Source organism: Actinosynnema sp. NPDC049800, assembly GCF_040656635.1.
Classification (GTDB): domain Bacteria; phylum Actinomycetota; class Actinomycetes; order Mycobacteriales; family Pseudonocardiaceae; genus Actinosynnema.
Genome location: NZ_JBFAMT010000002.1, coordinates 276802 through 292875 on the forward strand (window position 1 = coordinate 276802; position 16074 = coordinate 292875).

Genomic DNA, 16074 nt, shown 5'->3' on the forward strand with positions numbered 1-16074 from the left:
AATCGACCGGCCGGGTCAGAGGTAGCGAATTTGTTTCGCTTTACCGGCGGCCACTTCGTCGTGCGCCGCGGTGATCCCCGGGCGGTGCGCCACTTCCGGCACGCCGACTTCCCACCACGCGCCCGCTTCGGTCCACGAGGACGGGTCGGTGCGAATCACCACCACGGCCGGGCGGTGTTCGGTCTTGGCGACTTCCCGGGCTTTTCGGTAGGCGTCGCGGAGGCCGTCGAGGTCGTCCACCGGGAAAGTCGCACAACCCATCGAGGCGGCGTGCGCGGCGAAATCGGTGCGTGGGGGGTTCGCGTGCCGGGTCGTCACGTCGTCGTAGAGGTTGTTGAAGCCCGTGCCGCCCTGGCCGGTCTGGAGGCGGTGGATCACCGCGTAGCCGTCGTTGTCGCACACCACGGCCACGAAACCGTGCCCGGCGAACGCCGCCGAGAACAGCTCCGAGTTCAGCATGAGGTAGGAGCCGTCACCCACGAGCGCGGTCACCACGCCGTCCGGCCGGGCGACCGCCGCGCCCCACGCGCCGGCCAGCTCGTAGCCCATGCAGGAGAAGCCGTACTCGACGTCCATGGTCGCCTCGCCGACCGCGCGCCAGCCGCCGATCAGCTCGCCGGGCAGGCCGCCGGACGCCGTCAGCACGTAGTCCTCCGGGGTGGACTCCTCGTTCACCACTCCCACGACCTGCGCGTACGTCGGCGTGCCGCCGGGGGCGCGCAGGCCGTCGACGTGCGCGTCCCACTTGCCCCGCTCCTCGGTCGCGCGGGCGGCCCAGGTCGGGTCGGCCCGCCAGTCGCCGAGGTCGTCGGTGAGCTCGCGCAGGCCCTCGTCCGCGTCGGCGACCAGGGACAGCGCGCCGTGCTTCACGGCGTCGAACCGAGCGGTGTTGAGGGAGACGATCCGGACGTCCGGGGCGAAGACCGTCCACGACGCGGTGGTGAAGTCCTGCAGGCGGGTGCCCACGGCGAGGACCACGTCGGCTTCGGCCGCCAGGGCGTTGGCCGAGGCGGAGCCGGTGACGCCGAGCGGCCCGGCGTGCAGGGGGTGCTCGTGGGGGACTTCGGTGCGGCCGGCGGTCGTCTCGGCGATGGGGATGGCGTGTTGTTCGGCGAAGCGGATCGCGCGGCCGGCGGCGCGGGAGTAGCGGACGCCGCCGCCCAGGACGAGCAGCGGTTTGCGGGCGGCGCGGAGGGTGGCGGCGGCCTCGGCGAGGGCCTGGGTGTCGGGGCGCGGGCGTTGCGGGCGGTGCAGGACCGGGGCGAAGAGGGCGTCCGGGAAGTCGAACGACTCGGCCTGCACGTCCTGCGGGAGGGCGAGCACGACCGGGCCGCAGTCGGCGGGGTCGGTGAGCACGCGTGCGACCTGCGGGAGGGTGTTGAGCAGCTGCTCCGGCCGGGTGATGCGGTCGAAGTAGCGGCTGACCGCGCGGAAGGCGTCGTTGACCGTGGTGGTCGGGTCGCCGAAGTGCTCGACCTGCTGGAGCACGGGGTCGGGCGCGCGGCTGGTGAACGTGTCGCCGGGCAGCAGGAGCAGGGGCAGCCGGTTGGCGTGGGCGACGCCGGCGGCGGTGACCATGTTCAGCGCGCCCGGGCCGATGGAGGACGTGGCGACGCCGACCTGGCGGCGGTGGGTGGCCTTGGCGAGGCCGACCGCGGCCAGCGCCATGCCCTGCTCGTTGTGGCCGCGCCAGACGGGGAGTTGTTCCTTGGCGTCCTCCAGGGCGTTGCCGAGGGCGAGGACGTTGCCGTGGCCGAAGATCGCGAACACGCCGGGGAACAGCGGCGCCCGGCGGCCGTCGGGCAGCTCGGTGTGCTGGGCGGTGAGCCAGCGGACGAGTGCCTGTGCGGTGGTGAGCCTGGTGGTGAGCTTCATTCGACCCGTCCTTCGGCGGTCGTCACCGGGCAGCGGGGGTCGAGGTCCTGGCTCGCCCAGGTGTCCCGGACCCAGGTGTGCGCGGGGTCGTCGCAGAACGCCATGGAGCGCTCGGGGTTCGGGCCCGCCAGCACGTTCAGGTAGTACATGGGGTAGCCGGGCGCGGCGACGCAGGGGCCGTGGTAGCCGCGGGGGATGAGGAAGACGTCGCCGTCGCGGACGAGCACGTCCTCGTCGATGTCGCCGTCGTCGGTGTAGGTGCGGTGGAAGCCGAACCCTTCACGCGATGGGGTGACCTTGTCGCGGCCGGCGATGCGGAAGTAGTAGATCTCCTCGTTGACGACGTCGCAGGTGTGGTCGTGCTTGTGCGGCGGGTAGGACGACCAGTTGCCGTCGGGGGTGATCAGCTCGCAGGCGATGAGCTTGTCGGCGTGGTCCCAGACGCCGGGGACGCCGAAGTTGGTGACCTGGCGGGTGGCGTTGCCCGCGCCCCTGACCTCGACGGGGACGTCCTCGGCCGGGCCGTACTTCGGCGCCAGCCTGCGGTCGCAGCGGGCCGTCGGCAGCGCGACCTCGACACCGTCCTTTGTGGACAGGCGGACGGTGGCGTCCCTCGGCACGTAGGCGAAGTCCGAGACGCGGGTGAACACGGAGTCCCGCCCGCGCAGCTCGAACCGCTCGTCGTCGACCTCGACCACGCACCCGCCGGAGAGCGGTAGCACGAACGCTTCGTGATCACCGGTCTCGAACGTGGTCATCCCACCGGGGTGCAACAACACCACGCGCAACCCGGCGTGATCCCACCCGGCGGCCTCGGGGGTGAGCTCGACCGCGTTCTCCCCGTCCGCCAGCGTGCCCAACGGTCGGTGCAGGCTCATCCCGCCCCACCTCTCCCGGCTTGACCGACGGTCTCGCCGATGGTCTCGCCGTCACCTGATCGAGTGACTTCCCGCGCCGTGCGCAACACCCGCGCCGCCGCGTCGACCGCCCCGGCCACGTCACCGTCCGGCGGGTAGAGCAGGGCGCGCCCGATGACCAGCCCGCGCACGGTCGGGTGACGCAGCGACCGGCCCCACGAGGCCAGGTCGTCACTCAACCGGGTGGACGGCACGCCACCGAGCACGAGCGCGGGCAACGTCGTCGCGTCCAGCACCTCGTCGGGCGACGGCGGCAGCTTCAACCAGGTGAACGCCGACGTCGCCCCCAACCCGGCCGCGACGCTCCCGGCCCGCGCCAACGCCGCGGCGTCCCGCTGCAATACCAACTCCCCCGCCGCGTCGCGCGCGTACGGCAGCGGCTCGACCAACGCCATCAGGCTGCGCTCCGCCAACGCCGACACCGCCGCCGCGCAGCTCTCCAGCGTGGGCACGGTGCCGGGGTCGGAGTCGACCAGGCGCAGCAGCATCTTCCCGCCGTCCAACCCGTTGCCCGCGATCGACGTGGGGTCGTAGGCCGTGAACCGGTCGTCGATCTCCCAATCCGCACCGGCCAGCCCGCCGCGGTTCATGGAGCCGATGACCACCTTGTCGTGCAGGCCGTCGAGCAGCAGCAGTTCTTCGATCACGTCCGGCGTGCCGAGCACCCCGTCCACGGCCGGGTTCGCCAGCGCCGTGAGCAGGCGGTCCAGCAGGGAACGGCGGTCGGCCATGGCCAGCGGGTCGCCGCCGACACCCAGCGCACCGCGAGCCGGGTGGTCGGCCGCCACCAGGAACAGGGTGCCCTGGTCAGACAGCAACTGGCTCCGCCGGCGGCGGGTCTGGTAGGCGCGGCGGATCGCGGCCGGGTCGGTCGCCCTGGCCTCCAACAGCGCCGCCCACCGCTCGTCGCTGATCACCTGACGCCTCCCGCCAAGGCCGGAGCGGGCACCGACCGCGCAAAATCCGCCGTGATCGTCGCCCCGATCAGGGCCGGCAACCCCGCCGCGGCTCGCAACCAAGTCGGGTCCGATCGCCAAGTCGGGTCCGATCGCCAAGTCGGGTCCGATCGCCAAGTCGGGTCCGATCGCCAAGTCGGGTCCGATCGCCAAGTCGGGTCCGGCAGCCACACCGGGGTGCGCAGCCACGCCGGAGTCGGCCGAAGCGCTGCGGTCGCCAGGGTCGCCGGGTCGGCCAAGCCTGCCGGGTCGGCTGGGTCCGCCGTGCCGGCAGCATCAGCCAGGTCGGGCCGGTTGGCCGCGTTGGCTGGGTCGGCCGTGCCGGTCGGGTCGTTGGTCGGGCCGCCTGGGTGGGCCGCGTCAGCCAGGTCGGGCGGGGTGGTCAGGTCGGCTGGGTCGGGTGGGTTGGCTTGGGTGGTCGGGGTGGTCGGATCGAGGGCTGGGGTGGAGGGGTGGGTTGTGGGTTGGGCGGATGGGGGGTGGTTGTCGGGCGCTCGGTCCTCGTTTAACCGAGGATTGGTAACGGTGTTTCCGTACATTTTCGGGCCATGTTCATCCGATCGTGTCGCCGGGTGGGCGGGGGTCGATTGATCTTGGCACGGGGGTGCGGTGGGCGCCTGTCGAAGGGTTTTCACAGGTGGGCCTCGATCTCTGCCTCGGTCGGCATGGCGTCGGCGCAGGCCAGGCGGGAGGCGACCAGGGCGCCGGCGACGTTGGCGTAGCGGCCGATCCGGTCCGGTGGCCAGTTCGACAGCAGGCCGTGGGCGAGGGCGCCGCCGAACGCGTCACCCGCGCCCAAGCCGCAGACGACGTCCACCGGGTGCGGGGGGACGGTCCACGAGTCGGACTCGGTGGCGAGGAGGACGCCCGAGCCGCCCAGCTTCACGACGGCCAGTCGGACGCCCCGCGCCAGCAGGCGGGCGGCAGCTTCCTCCGGGTCCGACGTCCCCACCGCCACCTCGACCTCGGCCCGGTTGCCGACGGCGACCGTCACGTGGTCGAGCATCCAGCCGATCTCACGGCGCGCGGTCGGCACGTCGGGCCAGAACATCGGGCGGTGGTCGAGGTCGAGGACGGTGTGGGTGCGGCCCGACCGGTGGTGCAGGATCCGTCGTTGCGTCTCACGGGCGGGTGAGGCGGAGACACCCGTTCCGGTGACCCACAACAGCGGGACGTCGGCCACCAGGTCCCACGGCACGTCCTCCGGCGTGAGGGCGAGATCGGGGGCGAGAGGCGCCCGGTAGAAGAGCAGTGGTGGGTCCTCGGGTGGGTCCAGGGCGCAGAACACGACCGGTGTTTGGAGGTCCGGCGCCGTGCCCACGTAGGACGACGACACGCCGAACGACTCCAACGCCGTGCGCACGTAAGGCCCGAAGCCGTCCGGTCCCACCTTCGTCAGCACCGCCGACGCCCGGCCCAGGCGCGCCGCCGCCACCGCCACGTTCGTGGCCGTGCCGCCGAGCGACTTGGCGAACGTCCGCACCTCCGCCAGCGGCACGCCGCTCTGCTCCGGGTAGAGGTCCACCCCGACGCGGCCGACGGTCAGCACCTCGATCGTCATTCGCCGACCCCGCGCAGCTCGTGGGCCAGCGCCTCCAGCTCCGCCCCGCCGGCCATCTGCCTGGTCAGCTCCTCCAGCCCGATCTCCGACTTCTCGTACGCCCCCAGCGCGCGCCCCCGCTTGAGCAGCAGGAACCGGTCGCCGACGGGGTAGGCGTGGTGCGGGTTGTGGGTGATCAGCACGACCCCGAGCCCGCGGTCCCGCGCCCGTGCCACGTACTTCAGCACCACGCCGGCCTGCTTCACCCCGAGCGCGGCCGTCGGCTCGTCCAGGATCAGCACCTTCGCCCCGAAGTGCACCGCCCGCGCGATCGCCACGCACTGCCGCTCGCCGCCGGACAGCGTGCCCACGGGCTGCTCCACGTCCCGCAGGTCGATCCCCATCTCGGCCAACGCCGCCCGCGTCACCCGCCGCCCCTGCTTGCGGTCCAGGAACCGGAACGGCCCGAAGCCGACGGTCGGCTCGGACCCGAGGAAGAAGTTGCGCCACACGCTCATCAGCGGCACGACCGCGAGGTCCTGGTACACCGTGGCAATGCCCTGGTCGAGGGCTTCGCGCGGCGACGAGAACCGGACCGGCGTGCCGCCGACCAGCAGTTCGCCGGAGTCGTGCCGGTGCACGCCCGCCAGCACCTTGATCAGCGTCGACTTGCCCGCGCCGTTGTCGCCCAGCACGCACGTCACCTCGCCGGCGTTCACCACCGTCGAGACGTCCCGCAGCGCGATCACGCTGCCGTAGGTCTTGCCCAGGTCGCGGGCCTCCAGCAGTGGAGCAGTCATCGCCGCACCCTCTCCGCCCGCCGCCGCAGGGCGTTGTTGACGAGCACGGCGGCCAGCAGCATCACGCCGAGGAACAACTGGAACCAGTCCGAGTTCCAGTTCGCGTAGACGATGCCCTGCCGGGCCATGCCGAAGATCAGCGCGCCGATCGCCGCGCCGACGGCCGAGCCGAACCCACCGGTGAGCAGGCACCCACCGATCACCGCGGCGATGATGTACTGGAACTCCAGCCCGATGCCCTGGTTGGCCTGCACGCTGGTGAACCGCAGGATGTTGATCGACCCGACGAGCCACGCCGCGCCCGCCGTGGTCATGAACAGCAGCACTTTGGTGCGCACGACGGGCACGCCGACCGCGCGTGAGGACAGCGGCGACCCGCCGACCGCGAAGATCCAGTTCCCGAACCGGGTGCGCAGCAGCACGGTCGCCGCGACCACCGTGACCAGGACCCACCACAGGATCGACACGTAGAACGCCGTGCCGCCGAGGGTGAACGTGGAGGCGAACAGGTACCCGGCCGACGAGTAGCCCTCGGCCGAACGCATGCCGGACACCTGCACGGACCCCGTGACCAGGCGGGTGACGCCGAGGTTCAGGCCTTGCAACGCCAGGAACGTCCCGAGCGTCACGATGAAGCTCGGCAGCCCGGTGCGCACCACCAGCCAGCCGTTCAGCGCGCCGACCGCCAGCGCGAACACCAGCGACGCGAGCAGCGCGAGCCACACGTTCCAGCCGAGCCTGGTCGCCAGGACGGCCGTGACCAGCGCGGTCGACGCGGTCAGCACGCCGGCGGACAGGTCGAACTCGCCGCCGATCATGAGCAGCGCGACCGCGACGGCCATGATGCCGAGCGTGGACGCGTCGTCCAGCCAGGTCGCCACGCCGCCCGTGCTGAGGAACCGCTCGGTCACCACCGAGAAGAACGCGAAGACCAGCACGGCGCCGAGCAGCGCGCCGATCTCGGGCCGCAGCACGAGCCGGTCGAGCGGCCGCGCCGAGCCGACCCGGTCGTCCGGCGGCGCCGACGGCGCGTCCGGCAGTTCCGACCGCGATGTCACCGGCGTCCTCCTCAGCGGGTGCCGCGCTCGGCGTACTCGGCCACCTTGTCCACGTTGGACCGGTCGACGAAGCCGGGTCCGGTGAGGACGGGCTTGCCGCCGCCGACGGTGTTGGCGTTGTCGCGGTAGAGCTTGAGCATCACGATCGGCAGGTAGCCCTGCTCGTACTGCTGCTGGTCGACGGCGAACAGCACGTCGCCCGCCTTGATCGCGGCGGTGACGTCGGCGTTGAGGTCGAACGTGGCCACCGCCGCCTTCGAGGAGGCGCCCTTGACCGCGCTCACCGACGAGACGGCGACCTGCGGGTTCAGCGCGAGCACGGCGTCGACCGACGGGTCGGTCTGCAGCGCGCCCTTGATCCGGGACTCGACGTCGGTGGGGTTGTTGATGTCGACCTGGAGGTTGGTGACGGTGCCGCCGAACCCGGCGCGCGCGCCGTCGCAGCGCTGGTTGAGGCCGACGTTGCCCGCCTCGTGGATGACGCACAGCAGCTTCGCCTTGCCGGCTTCCTTCAGCTTCTGCCCGGCCTGCTCGCCGGCGACGCTCTCCTCCTGGCCGACGTGCGCGAGCGCGCCGAACGACGTGCTCTTGTCCGAGCCGGAGTTGATGGTGATGACCGGGATGCCCGCCTTGACCGCGTTCTGGATCGAGGTCTGCAACGCGTCCGGGTTGGCCATCGAGACCACGATGCCGCCGACCTTCTGCGACACCGCGTTGTCGATCAGGGTGGACTGCCGGCCGGGGTCGCCGTCGGAGTGGTAGTCGACGGTGACGCCGAGCTGCTCGCCCGCGGCGGTGGCGCCGTTCTTCACCACGTTCCAGAACGCGTCGCCTGCCGTGCCGTGGGTGACGACGGCGACGCGCAGGTCACCGGTCGGCGCTGGGGCGGCCGCGGTGTCGGTGGTCGCGGCGGTGTTGTCCGCGCCGGGGCCGCTGCACGCGGCGAGCAGCGCGAGCCCGGTCAGGGCGAGGCCCGCACGCAGGCCCTTTCGAGTGGACGTCATCGTCTCTCCTCGCTGGTGGAAATCAGGCGGTGATCCGGGTGAGGTGCGCGAGGCTGCGCGCGGTGTCCCGCACCGGGGTGTCGAGCGGGCTGTCGTCGCCGAGCGCGGTGTCCTGCTCCAGGACGTACCAGCCGGTGTAGCCGGCGTCCCGGAGGAGCGCCACCAGGGCGGCCACGTCCACGTCGCCGTCGCCCAGCGGCAGGTACATCCGCTGCTGGACGGCGGCCATGTAGCCGAGGTTCCCCTCGCGGACGGTGGCCGCGATGTCGGCCCGCACGTCCTTGAGGTGCACGTGCCCGATCCGCCGGGGGTGGCGGCGGGCGAGGTCGACCGGGTCCGTGCCGCCGATGAGGAGGTGGCCGGTGTCCAGGCAGAGGTCCAGGTCGGAGTCGGCGAGGAAGCGCTCGACCTCGGCGGCGCGTTCGACGTGGGTGCCGACGTGCGGGTGCAGGACGGTGCGCAGGCCGTGGTCGGCGGCGCGGTCGCGGATGAGCGCGGCGGTGTCGACCAGGGTGCGCCACTCGTCGTCGGTGAGCGCGGGGCGTTCGTCGTAGCCGTCGAGGCCGGTGGCGGCGGCCAGCACGAGGACTTCCGCGCCGCCGGCGGCGAGCAGCGCGGCAACCCGGCCTGCTTCGTCCACTGTGGACTGCTCGCCGGTGTGCAGCGGCACGGCCAGGAAACCGCCGACCAGCGTGAGCCCGTGCTCGTCCAGCAGGGACTTCAACGACGCGGGGTCGGCGGGCAGGTAGTCGGGCGGACCGAGTTCGGTGGCCCGCAGTCCCAGGGACGCCATCCCACCCAGCACGGACGCGGGTTCGAGGACCTTGCCCCAGCCGGGCACCTCGCAGACGCCCCACGAGATGGGCGCACCGGCGATCTTCACGCGACCACCCCCGTGTTCGAGTGCCCCGCCTCGGGCGTGGCGACGGAGGCGCCCGGAAGTCGGCCGTCCGGCACCGGTCCCACGCCGATCGGTGAAGCGCCGGCCGACGAGGGATCGGCGCCGGATGACCAGCGCGCCCCCGCGTCCACGCGGACCGGGGCGCCCGACCGCCGCGACCGCTCGCACGCCTCGGCGAGCAGGAGGCTGACCAGGCTCTCCCGCACCGGCGACGGGTTCGCCGCCGCGCCCGCCACGACCCGCGTGAACGCGGCCACCTCGGCCAGGTAGGCGCGGTGGAAGCGCTCGGCGAAGCCGGGGTAGGCGTCGCCCGCCGCCTTCGGGCCGTCGGGCTCCAGCGACGTCAGCGGCGTGCGCGGGTCGAGGCCGACGGCCAGCGAGTCGCGGCTGCCCAGCACCTCGATGCGGTGGTCGTAGCCGAGCGGGTCGTGCCGCCCGCCGGCCAGCACGGCGTGCGCGCCGCCCGCGAACTTCAGCAGCACCACGGCGTTGTCCACGTCGTCGGCTTCCGCGAACGCCGGGTCCACCAGGACGGACCCCGACGCGTACACCTCCACCACCGGCTCGCCGACCAGCCACGGCACCGCGTCCAGGTCGTGGATCAGCAGGTCGCGGAAGATGCCGCCGGACTGCGGCAGGTAGGAGAAGTCGGGCGGCCGGGCGTCGTTGCCGAGCGCGCGGACCAGGTAGACGTCGCCGACGTCGCCCTCGCGGACGCGCCGGTGCAGTTCGGACACCGCCGGGTCGAACCGGCGCTGGAAGCCGACCAGCACCTCCACCCCGGAGGCCTCCACGTCGTCCACCAACGCGCGCATCTCGTCCAGGTGGCTCGCGATCGGCTTCTCGCACAGCGTCGGCACGCCCGCCGCGATGGTCGCGCGCAGCAGCGAGGGGTGCGTGGTGGTGGGCGTGGCCAGCAGGACGCCGTCACTGTCGGTGAGCAGGGCGTCGAGGTCGTCCACGCTCCGGCTGCCGGGCAGGAGGGCCGACGCCTGCGCCGCGCGGCCGGGCGCCGGGTCGAACAGGAGCACTTCGTCGACCTCGTCGAGGGTGGCCAGGTTGGTGGCGTGCATGGTGCCGATCCGACCCGCTCCGGCAACTCCGATGCGCATCCCGCTGGTCTCCGTCCTGGTAGAGGCGATCTCCGGTTAGAGCGCTCTATTTGTTGGAGCGCTCTAAGGCTGTAGCGTCCGTCACACGGGTGTCAAGGGCGCGTTGCCCGCTCGTGACGTCCGCCGCCGCGTCCGGGAGGGAGACACCGTTGGCCAGACCCACGATGGACGACGTCGCGGCCCGCGCCGGGGTGTCCCGCGCCCTGGTGTCGCTGGTGATGCGGGGGTCACCGAAAGTGAGCGACCGGCGGCGGGCGGCGGTGCTCAAGGCGGCCGAGGAGCTGGGGTACTCGCCGCACGCGATGGCGCGCTCGCTGGCCAGCCGCACGTCGCACGTGCTCGGCGTGATGGTGTCCGACCTGCACAACGCGTTCTTCGCGGAGGTCGTGGACGGGTTGGACGCGGTGGCGGCCGAGCACGGCTTCGACCTGATCCTCAACACCGGCGGGCGCAGCCCGGCGCGGGAGCGGCGGGCGTTGCGGAGCCTGCTGTCGTTCCGGCCGGCGGGGCTGGCCCTGCTGTCGCCCGTGGTGCCGACGGCGGACATCGGCCGGGCGGCGGAGCAGACGCCGGTGGTGCTGGTGGCGCGGTCGTCCCGACTGGCCACTGTGGACACCGTGAACGACGACGGCGAGCGCGGCATCGCGCTGGCCGTGGACCACCTGGTGTCGTTGGGGCACAAGCGGATCGCGCACCTCGACGGCGGCGAGGGCTCGCAGGCCGCGCCCCGCAGGCGTGGCTACCTTGCCGCGATGGCGGCGCACGGGCTGGCGCCCCGGGTGGTGGGCAGCGAGTACACCGACGTGGGCGGCGCGCGTGCCGTGCGGGGGTTGACGGACGACCTGCCCACCGCGATCGTCTCGTGCAACGACTTCAACGCGGTCGGCGCGATCTCGGCGTTGGAGGAGGCCGGGTTCCGCGTGCCGCGCGACGTCTCGGTGGTCGGGTACGACAACACCTCGCTGGCCGCCCTGCGGCACGTCTCGCTGACCACGGTCGACCAGCCGCGCAACGAGTTCGGCCGGCTCGCCGCCGAGGCGCTGCTGCAACGGGTGCGGGGCGAACGGGTCGAGCCCGTGCGCCACCTGCTGCACCCGTCGCTGGTCGTCCGCTCGACGACCGCACCGCCGGTCAGGCCAGCTTGAGGCCCACCACGCCGACGACGATCAACGCCAGGCACGCCAGCCGCAGCGGCGACGCGCTCTCGCCGGCGGCGACGCCCACCAGGACCACGCCGACGGCGCCGAGCCCGACCCACACCGCGTAGGCGGTGCCGACGGGCAGGTCGCGCATGGCGATCGCGAGCATCACGAAGCTCGTCACCGCCGCCGCGATCCCGACCGCGGTGGGCCACGGACGGGTGAAACCGTCCGACCGGCCCACCGCCGTGGCCCACACGACCTCCAGCAACGCCGCGCCGAGCAGCAGCAACCAGGCCACCGCTACGCCACCGCGCCCGCGTCCACGACGAACGCCGCACCGGTGATGTTGCGCCCGCCGTCGCCGACGAGGTGCGCGACGGTCGCGGCCACGTCCTCCGGGTCGCAGTACCGGCCCAGCGCGGTGTAGCGGCGCTCCTCGTCGGCGTCCGGGCCGTCGGCCGGGTTCATCTCCGTGTCGGTCGAGCCGGGGTGGACGAGGTTGACCGTGATGCCGCGCGGGCCGAGGTCGCGGGCCAGGCCCTTGGTCAGCCCGACCAGCGCCGACTTGCTCATCGCGTACAGCGCCCAGCCCGGGTACGGCACCCGTTCGGCCAGGGTGCTGCCGATGGCGACGATCCGACCGCCCGCCGTCATGTGCGGCACGGCGGCCTGGGCCAGCACGAACGCCGCCCGCGCGTGGATCGCCAGGATCCGATCGACGGCGTCCACCGTGACGTCCTCGAACGGGCCGTGCTCGGCGATGCCCGCGTTGTTCACCAGGACGTCCAGCCCGCCGAACGCGGTCGCCGCACGGGCGACGGCGTCACGCAGGGCGTCGACGTCGGTCGCCTCGGCCCGCACCGCGAGCGCCCGCACGCCCAGGGCCGTCATCTCCTCGACCACCTCGCGGGCGCGGTCGCCGGAGCGCGCGTAGGTGATCGCCACGTTCGCGCCCTCGCGCGCCAGCCGCTTGGCGATCGCCGCCCCGATACCGCGACTGCCCCCGGTAACGAGCGCGGACCTGCCTTCGAGTTGCCGCATGACCTGAACCCCCACTAACCGGAACTGATTCCGCTTCAGCTTAAGCGGAATCAGTTCCGGTTGTCGAGGTCGTTAAGCTGCCGACGTGACGCGGGAGCGGGCCGACGCCGCCAAGAACCGGGCGAAGATCCTGGCCGCCGCCGCCGACATCGTGGCCGAACGGGGCATCGAGGGCCTGGCCATGGCCGAGGTCGCCGCCGCGTCCGGCGTGGGCGTCGGCACGCTCTACCGCCGCTTCGGCGACCGTTCCGGACTGGCCCACGCGCTGATCGACGCCTCGGAGCGGGAGTTCCAGGCCGCGTTCCTCACCGGCCCGCCGCCGGTCGGCCCCGGCGCACCGCCCGCCGAGCGCGTCCGGGCCTTCCTGCACGCGCTGGTCGACCGCACGCTCGCCCAGCTGGACCTGCTGCTGATGGCCGAGACCACCGGCCCGTTCGCCCGCTTCGGCGGCGCCTACGACGCCCACCACCGCCACCTGGCCGTGCTGATCGCCCGAGCCCGCCCGGACGTGGACGCCGCGTTCACCGCCGACGCCCTCCTCGCCCCCCTGGCCGCGAACCTGGTCGCCCACCGGGGTGTCGAGGCCGCCAGGATCAAGCGCGGCCTCGACACCCTGCTGGACGGCCTGCTCACCGGCTAGGCGTCCACCTTCGGCCGTTCCGGCTCCGGGGAGGCCTCGGTCGGCGGGGTCGGCTTGCGCAGCAGGCGGCGGATCAGGGGCCAGAGCAGCAGGACCACCACGATCCCGTAGACGACCAGGGCGAACGGGGTGTTGACCAGGCCCGTCAGGGAACCGTCCGACAGCTGCAGGGCACGGCGCATCTGCTGCTCGGCGGCCGGGCCGAGGATCACGCCGATGATCGCCGGCAGCACGGGCAGGCCGTAGCGCCGCATCACGAAACCCAGCACGCCGATCACGAACATCACCAGCAGGTCGAACACGTCGGCGTTCACCGCGTACGCGCCGACGCCCGCGAAGAACAGGATCCCCGCGTACAGGTACGGCCGGGGGATGTTCAGCAGCTTCGCCCACACCGGCGCCAGCGGCAGGTTCAGCACCAGCAGCAGGCACAGGCCGATGAACAGCGACGCGATCAGGCCCCAGACCAGCGCGGACTCCCGCTCGAACAGCAGCGGCCCCGGCTGGATGCCGTACTGCTGGAACGCCGCCAGCATCACCGCCGCCACCGCCGTGGTCGGCAGGCCCAGCGTCAGCATCGACACCAACGTGCCCGCGGCCGACGCGCTGGCCGTCGCCTCCGGACCGGCGACGCCCTCGATCGCGCCCTTGCCGAACTCGTCGCGGTGCTTGGACAGCCGCTTCTCCGCCACGTACGACAGGAACGTCGGGATCTCCGCGCCGCCGGCCGGGATCGCGCCGAACGGGAACCCGATCACCGGACCGCGCAGCCACGGCTTCCACGACCGCCGCCAGTCCTCCCGGCCCAGGAACGCGCGGCCGACCGGCACCGGCCGGGCGGGCTTGCGCCGCAGGTGGGCGGCCACCCACAACGACTCGCCGACCGCGAACAGGGCCACCGCGACCACCACCACGTCGATGCCGTCGGCCAGGTGCAGCGAGCCGAACGTCAGCCGCTGCTGGCCCGTCATCTCGTCCAGCCCCACCAGGCCGATGGTGAGCCCGATGAGCAGGGACGCGAACCCGCGCACGCGGGACGCGCCGAGCACGGACGTGACCGCGATGAACGCCAGCACCATGATCGCGAAGAAGTCCGGCGCGCCGATGTCGACGGCGAACTTCGCCACCGTCGGCGCGAGCAGGACCAGCAGGACCGTGCCGATGAGACCGCCGACGAAGTGCCCGATCGCGGCCGCCGCAAGCGCTTGCGAACCGCGTCCCCTGCGCGCCATCGGGTTGCCGTCGATCGCCGCGACCACCGCGGCGCTCTCACCCGGCGTGTTCAGCAGGATGGACGTGGTCGAACCGCCGAACATGCCGCCGTAGTAGATGCCGGCGAACATGATGAACGCGCCGGTCGGCTCCAGGCCGTAGGTGACGGGCAGCAGCAACGCCACCGCCATCGCCGGACCGATGCCCGGCAGCACGCCGATCGCCGTGCCCAGCAGCACGCCCAGCGCCGCCAGCGCCAGGTGCGTCGGCGTCAGCGCGGTCGCGAAGCCCTCGAGGAGGTTGGTGAACGAGTCCACGTCAGAACATCCCAATCAGCGGCCCGCCGGGCAGCGGCACGCCCAGAAGGTTGTTGAACAGCACGAACGTCGCCACCGACAGCCCGGCGGCGAGCAGCGGGTCGCGCACGAAGGCGCGGCTGCCCAGCGCGTAGGCCGCGCCCCAGAACAGCACCGCCCCGGAGATCGGGAAGCCGACCACCCCGATCAACGCCGCGTTGGCCAGGAACGCCCCGCACAGCAGCAGCACGGTCCGCCAGTCGGCCGGCGCGGAGAGGTCGACGTCCTCGCCGCCCTCCGCCTCGCCGCGCCCACCGCGCAGCACGTCCCGCGCGAGCAGCGCGGCGACCACGACCAGCCCCACGCCGACCACCACGGGCACCGCCTTCGGCCCCACCGGTCCGCGCTGCGCGAAGTCGGTGTGGATCCGGATCGCGTCGACCAGGACCAGCACGCCCAACCCGACCAGCACCGCGGACACGCCCAGCTCCGACCGCTCCCGCAGCCACGCCCGGCTCAAGGGCTTGTTCACCGCCTTGTGCACGCCCAACCCTCCACTCATGCCAACCCCAGGTCCTTGAGCACGGTCGCCACCCGGTCGTTCTCCTCGCGCAGGAACGCGCCGAACTCGTCACCCGGCGCGAACGCGTCCGTCCAGCCGTTGCGCGCCAACGCCTCCCGCCACTGCGGCGTGCCGTGCAGGTCGGTGAACAGGTCCACCAGCCGGGCCCGGTCGGCGTCGGAGATCCCCGGCGGCGCGACCACGCCGCGCCAGTTGTTGAACTCGACGTCCACACCGGACTCGCGCAGCGTCGGCGCGTCCACGCCCGGCAGCCGCGACCCGCTGGTCACCGCCAGCACCCGGATCTGCCCGGCCTCGATCTGGTCGCGGTACTCGCCGACGCCGGACACGCCGAACGCGACCTTCCCGCCCAGCACCGAGGCCAGCAGCTCGCCGCCGCCGTCGTACGGGATGTAGTTGACCCGCCGCGGGTCGAGGCCGACGGCCTTGGCGATCAGCATCGGCGCCAGGTGGTCCGGCCCGCCGGGCGACGAGCCGCCGCCGACGGTGACCTCGCCCGGGTTCGCCCGCCACGCCGCGACCAGCTCGTCCAGCGTCCGGTACGGCGAGTCCGCGCCGACCACGACGATGTCCGGCTCCTCGATGAGCTTCGCGATCGGCGTGGTGTCCAGCAGCGACGACGGCGCCTTGTTCGTGTAGACGCTGCCGACCACGCCCAGGCCCATGGACATCACGAGCTTGCCGTTGCCGCGCTCGCTGACCGTGCGGCCGAGCCCGACCGTGCCGCCCGCGCCGGGCAGGTTGAACACCTCGGTGTTGCGGATCAGCTCCGCGTCCTCCATCGACTTCGCGGCGGTGCGCGCCGTGATGTCGTAACCGCCGCCCGGCGCGTTCGGCACCAGCACGCGCAGGCTGCGCAACGACGCCGTGGTGTCCGCGCCGGACGTCAGCAGCGGCGGCACGAGGACGACGACCGCCAACGCGCCGGCGACCGCGACCCAGTTCCTGATCCGCACTGTGATCCCCACCTCTCTTCCGCGTGGTTGGACATGTTGCA

General features: G+C 72.9%; 16 protein-coding genes. 2 read left to right on the forward strand and 14 right to left on the reverse strand.

The window, feature by feature from the left end; translation table 11 throughout:
• Positions 1-15: 15 nt before the first annotated feature.
• The 9 genes from iolD to AB0I91_RS04080 all read right to left on the reverse strand — a co-directional run bounded on the left by iolD (position 16) and on the right by AB0I91_RS04080 (position 10193).
• On the reverse strand, positions 16-1875 hold the full coding sequence (iolD, locus tag AB0I91_RS04040; RefSeq protein WP_499635114.1) for a 3D-(3,5/4)-trihydroxycyclohexane-1,2-dione acylhydrolase (decyclizing): 1860 nt from the start codon (positions 1873-1875) through the stop codon (positions 16-18).
• Positions 1872-2753: a 5-deoxy-glucuronate isomerase gene (gene iolB / locus AB0I91_RS04045; protein ID WP_498771924.1), complete on the reverse strand. Its 882-nt coding sequence runs from the start codon at positions 2751-2753 to the stop codon at positions 1872-1874. The genes iolD and iolB overlap by 4 nt, the downstream gene beginning before the upstream one ends.
• Positions 2750-3709 carry a Cgl0159 family (beta/alpha)8-fold protein gene (locus AB0I91_RS04050; RefSeq protein WP_498771922.1) on the reverse strand — a complete coding sequence of 320 codons (960 nt, stop codon included), beginning with the start codon at positions 3707-3709 and terminating at the stop codon, positions 2750-2752. Before AB0I91_RS04050 ends, iolB begins: the two co-directional genes overlap by 4 nt.
• Positions 3710-4379: 670 nt before the next feature.
• Positions 4380-5309: a 5-dehydro-2-deoxygluconokinase gene (iolC, locus tag AB0I91_RS04055; protein WP_498771920.1), complete on the reverse strand. Its 930-nt coding sequence runs from the start codon at positions 5307-5309 to the stop codon at positions 4380-4382.
• Positions 5306-6088 (reverse strand): ATP-binding cassette domain-containing protein, encoded by a 783-nt coding sequence (locus AB0I91_RS04060; RefSeq protein ID WP_498771918.1) that lies wholly within the window; start codon positions 6086-6088, stop codon positions 5306-5308. Before AB0I91_RS04060 ends, iolC begins: the two co-directional genes overlap by 4 nt.
• Entirely contained in the window at positions 6085-7128 is a 1044-nt protein-coding gene (locus tag AB0I91_RS04065; RefSeq protein ID WP_498771986.1) for an ABC transporter permease, read from the reverse strand. The genes AB0I91_RS04060 and AB0I91_RS04065 overlap by 4 nt, the downstream gene beginning before the upstream one ends.
• A 29-nt stretch (positions 7129-7157) precedes the next feature.
• Positions 7158-8150, reverse strand: coding sequence for a sugar ABC transporter substrate-binding protein (locus AB0I91_RS04070; protein ID WP_498771916.1), 993 nt, complete (start codon positions 8148-8150; stop codon positions 7158-7160).
• 22 nt (positions 8151-8172) lie between these two features.
• Positions 8173-9033, reverse strand: a complete 861-nt coding sequence (locus AB0I91_RS04075) for a TIM barrel protein (RefSeq protein WP_499635117.1) — start codon at positions 9031-9033, stop codon at positions 8173-8175.
• Positions 9030-10193, reverse strand: a complete 1164-nt coding sequence (locus tag AB0I91_RS04080) for a Gfo/Idh/MocA family protein (protein WP_499616452.1) — start codon at positions 10191-10193, stop codon at positions 9030-9032. The genes AB0I91_RS04075 and AB0I91_RS04080 overlap by 4 nt, the downstream gene beginning before the upstream one ends.
• 119 nt (positions 10194-10312) lie before the next feature.
• Between AB0I91_RS04080 and AB0I91_RS04085 the strand changes: the two genes are divergently transcribed.
• Positions 10313-11308: a LacI family DNA-binding transcriptional regulator gene (locus tag AB0I91_RS04085; RefSeq protein WP_498771912.1), complete on the forward strand. Its 996-nt coding sequence runs from the start codon at positions 10313-10315 to the stop codon at positions 11306-11308.
• On the opposite strand, the gene AB0I91_RS04090 is transcribed toward AB0I91_RS04085, so the two are convergent.
• Together AB0I91_RS04090 and AB0I91_RS04095 are read right to left on the reverse strand one after the other, a co-directional pair.
• Positions 11295-11603 carry a DMT family transporter gene (locus AB0I91_RS04090; protein WP_498771910.1) on the reverse strand — a complete coding sequence of 103 codons (309 nt, stop codon included), beginning with the start codon at positions 11601-11603 and terminating at the stop codon, positions 11295-11297. The two genes, AB0I91_RS04085 and AB0I91_RS04090, sit on opposite strands and share 14 nt — an antisense overlap.
• A gap of 2 nt (positions 11604-11605) precedes the next feature.
• Positions 11606-12346 carry an SDR family NAD(P)-dependent oxidoreductase gene (locus AB0I91_RS04095; RefSeq protein WP_498771908.1) on the reverse strand — a complete coding sequence of 247 codons (741 nt, stop codon included), beginning with the start codon at positions 12344-12346 and terminating at the stop codon, positions 11606-11608.
• Between the two features lie 85 nt (positions 12347-12431).
• Here AB0I91_RS04095 and AB0I91_RS04100 point away from each other — a divergent pair, with 85 nt between their 5' ends.
• Positions 12432-12986: a TetR/AcrR family transcriptional regulator gene (locus tag AB0I91_RS04100; RefSeq protein WP_499616427.1), complete on the forward strand. Its 555-nt coding sequence runs from the start codon at positions 12432-12434 to the stop codon at positions 12984-12986.
• Here AB0I91_RS04100 and AB0I91_RS04105 read toward each other — a convergent pair.
• From AB0I91_RS04105 to AB0I91_RS04115, 3 genes are read right to left on the reverse strand one after another with little or no spacing between them, the layout of a single operon-like run.
• Complete coding sequence (locus AB0I91_RS04105; protein WP_498771904.1) at positions 12983-14515, reverse strand: tripartite tricarboxylate transporter permease; 1533 nt, start codon at positions 14513-14515, stop codon at positions 12983-12985. The two genes, AB0I91_RS04100 and AB0I91_RS04105, sit on opposite strands and share 4 nt — an antisense overlap.
• Before the next feature lies 1 nt (position 14516).
• On the reverse strand, positions 14517-15056 hold the full coding sequence (locus AB0I91_RS04110; RefSeq protein WP_499635120.1) for a tripartite tricarboxylate transporter TctB family protein: 540 nt from the start codon (positions 15054-15056) through the stop codon (positions 14517-14519).
• Complete coding sequence (locus AB0I91_RS04115) at positions 15053-16045, reverse strand: Bug family tripartite tricarboxylate transporter substrate binding protein (protein ID WP_499635123.1); 993 nt, start codon at positions 16043-16045, stop codon at positions 15053-15055. Before AB0I91_RS04115 ends, AB0I91_RS04110 begins: the two co-directional genes overlap by 4 nt.
• Positions 16046-16074 lie beyond the last annotated feature (29 nt).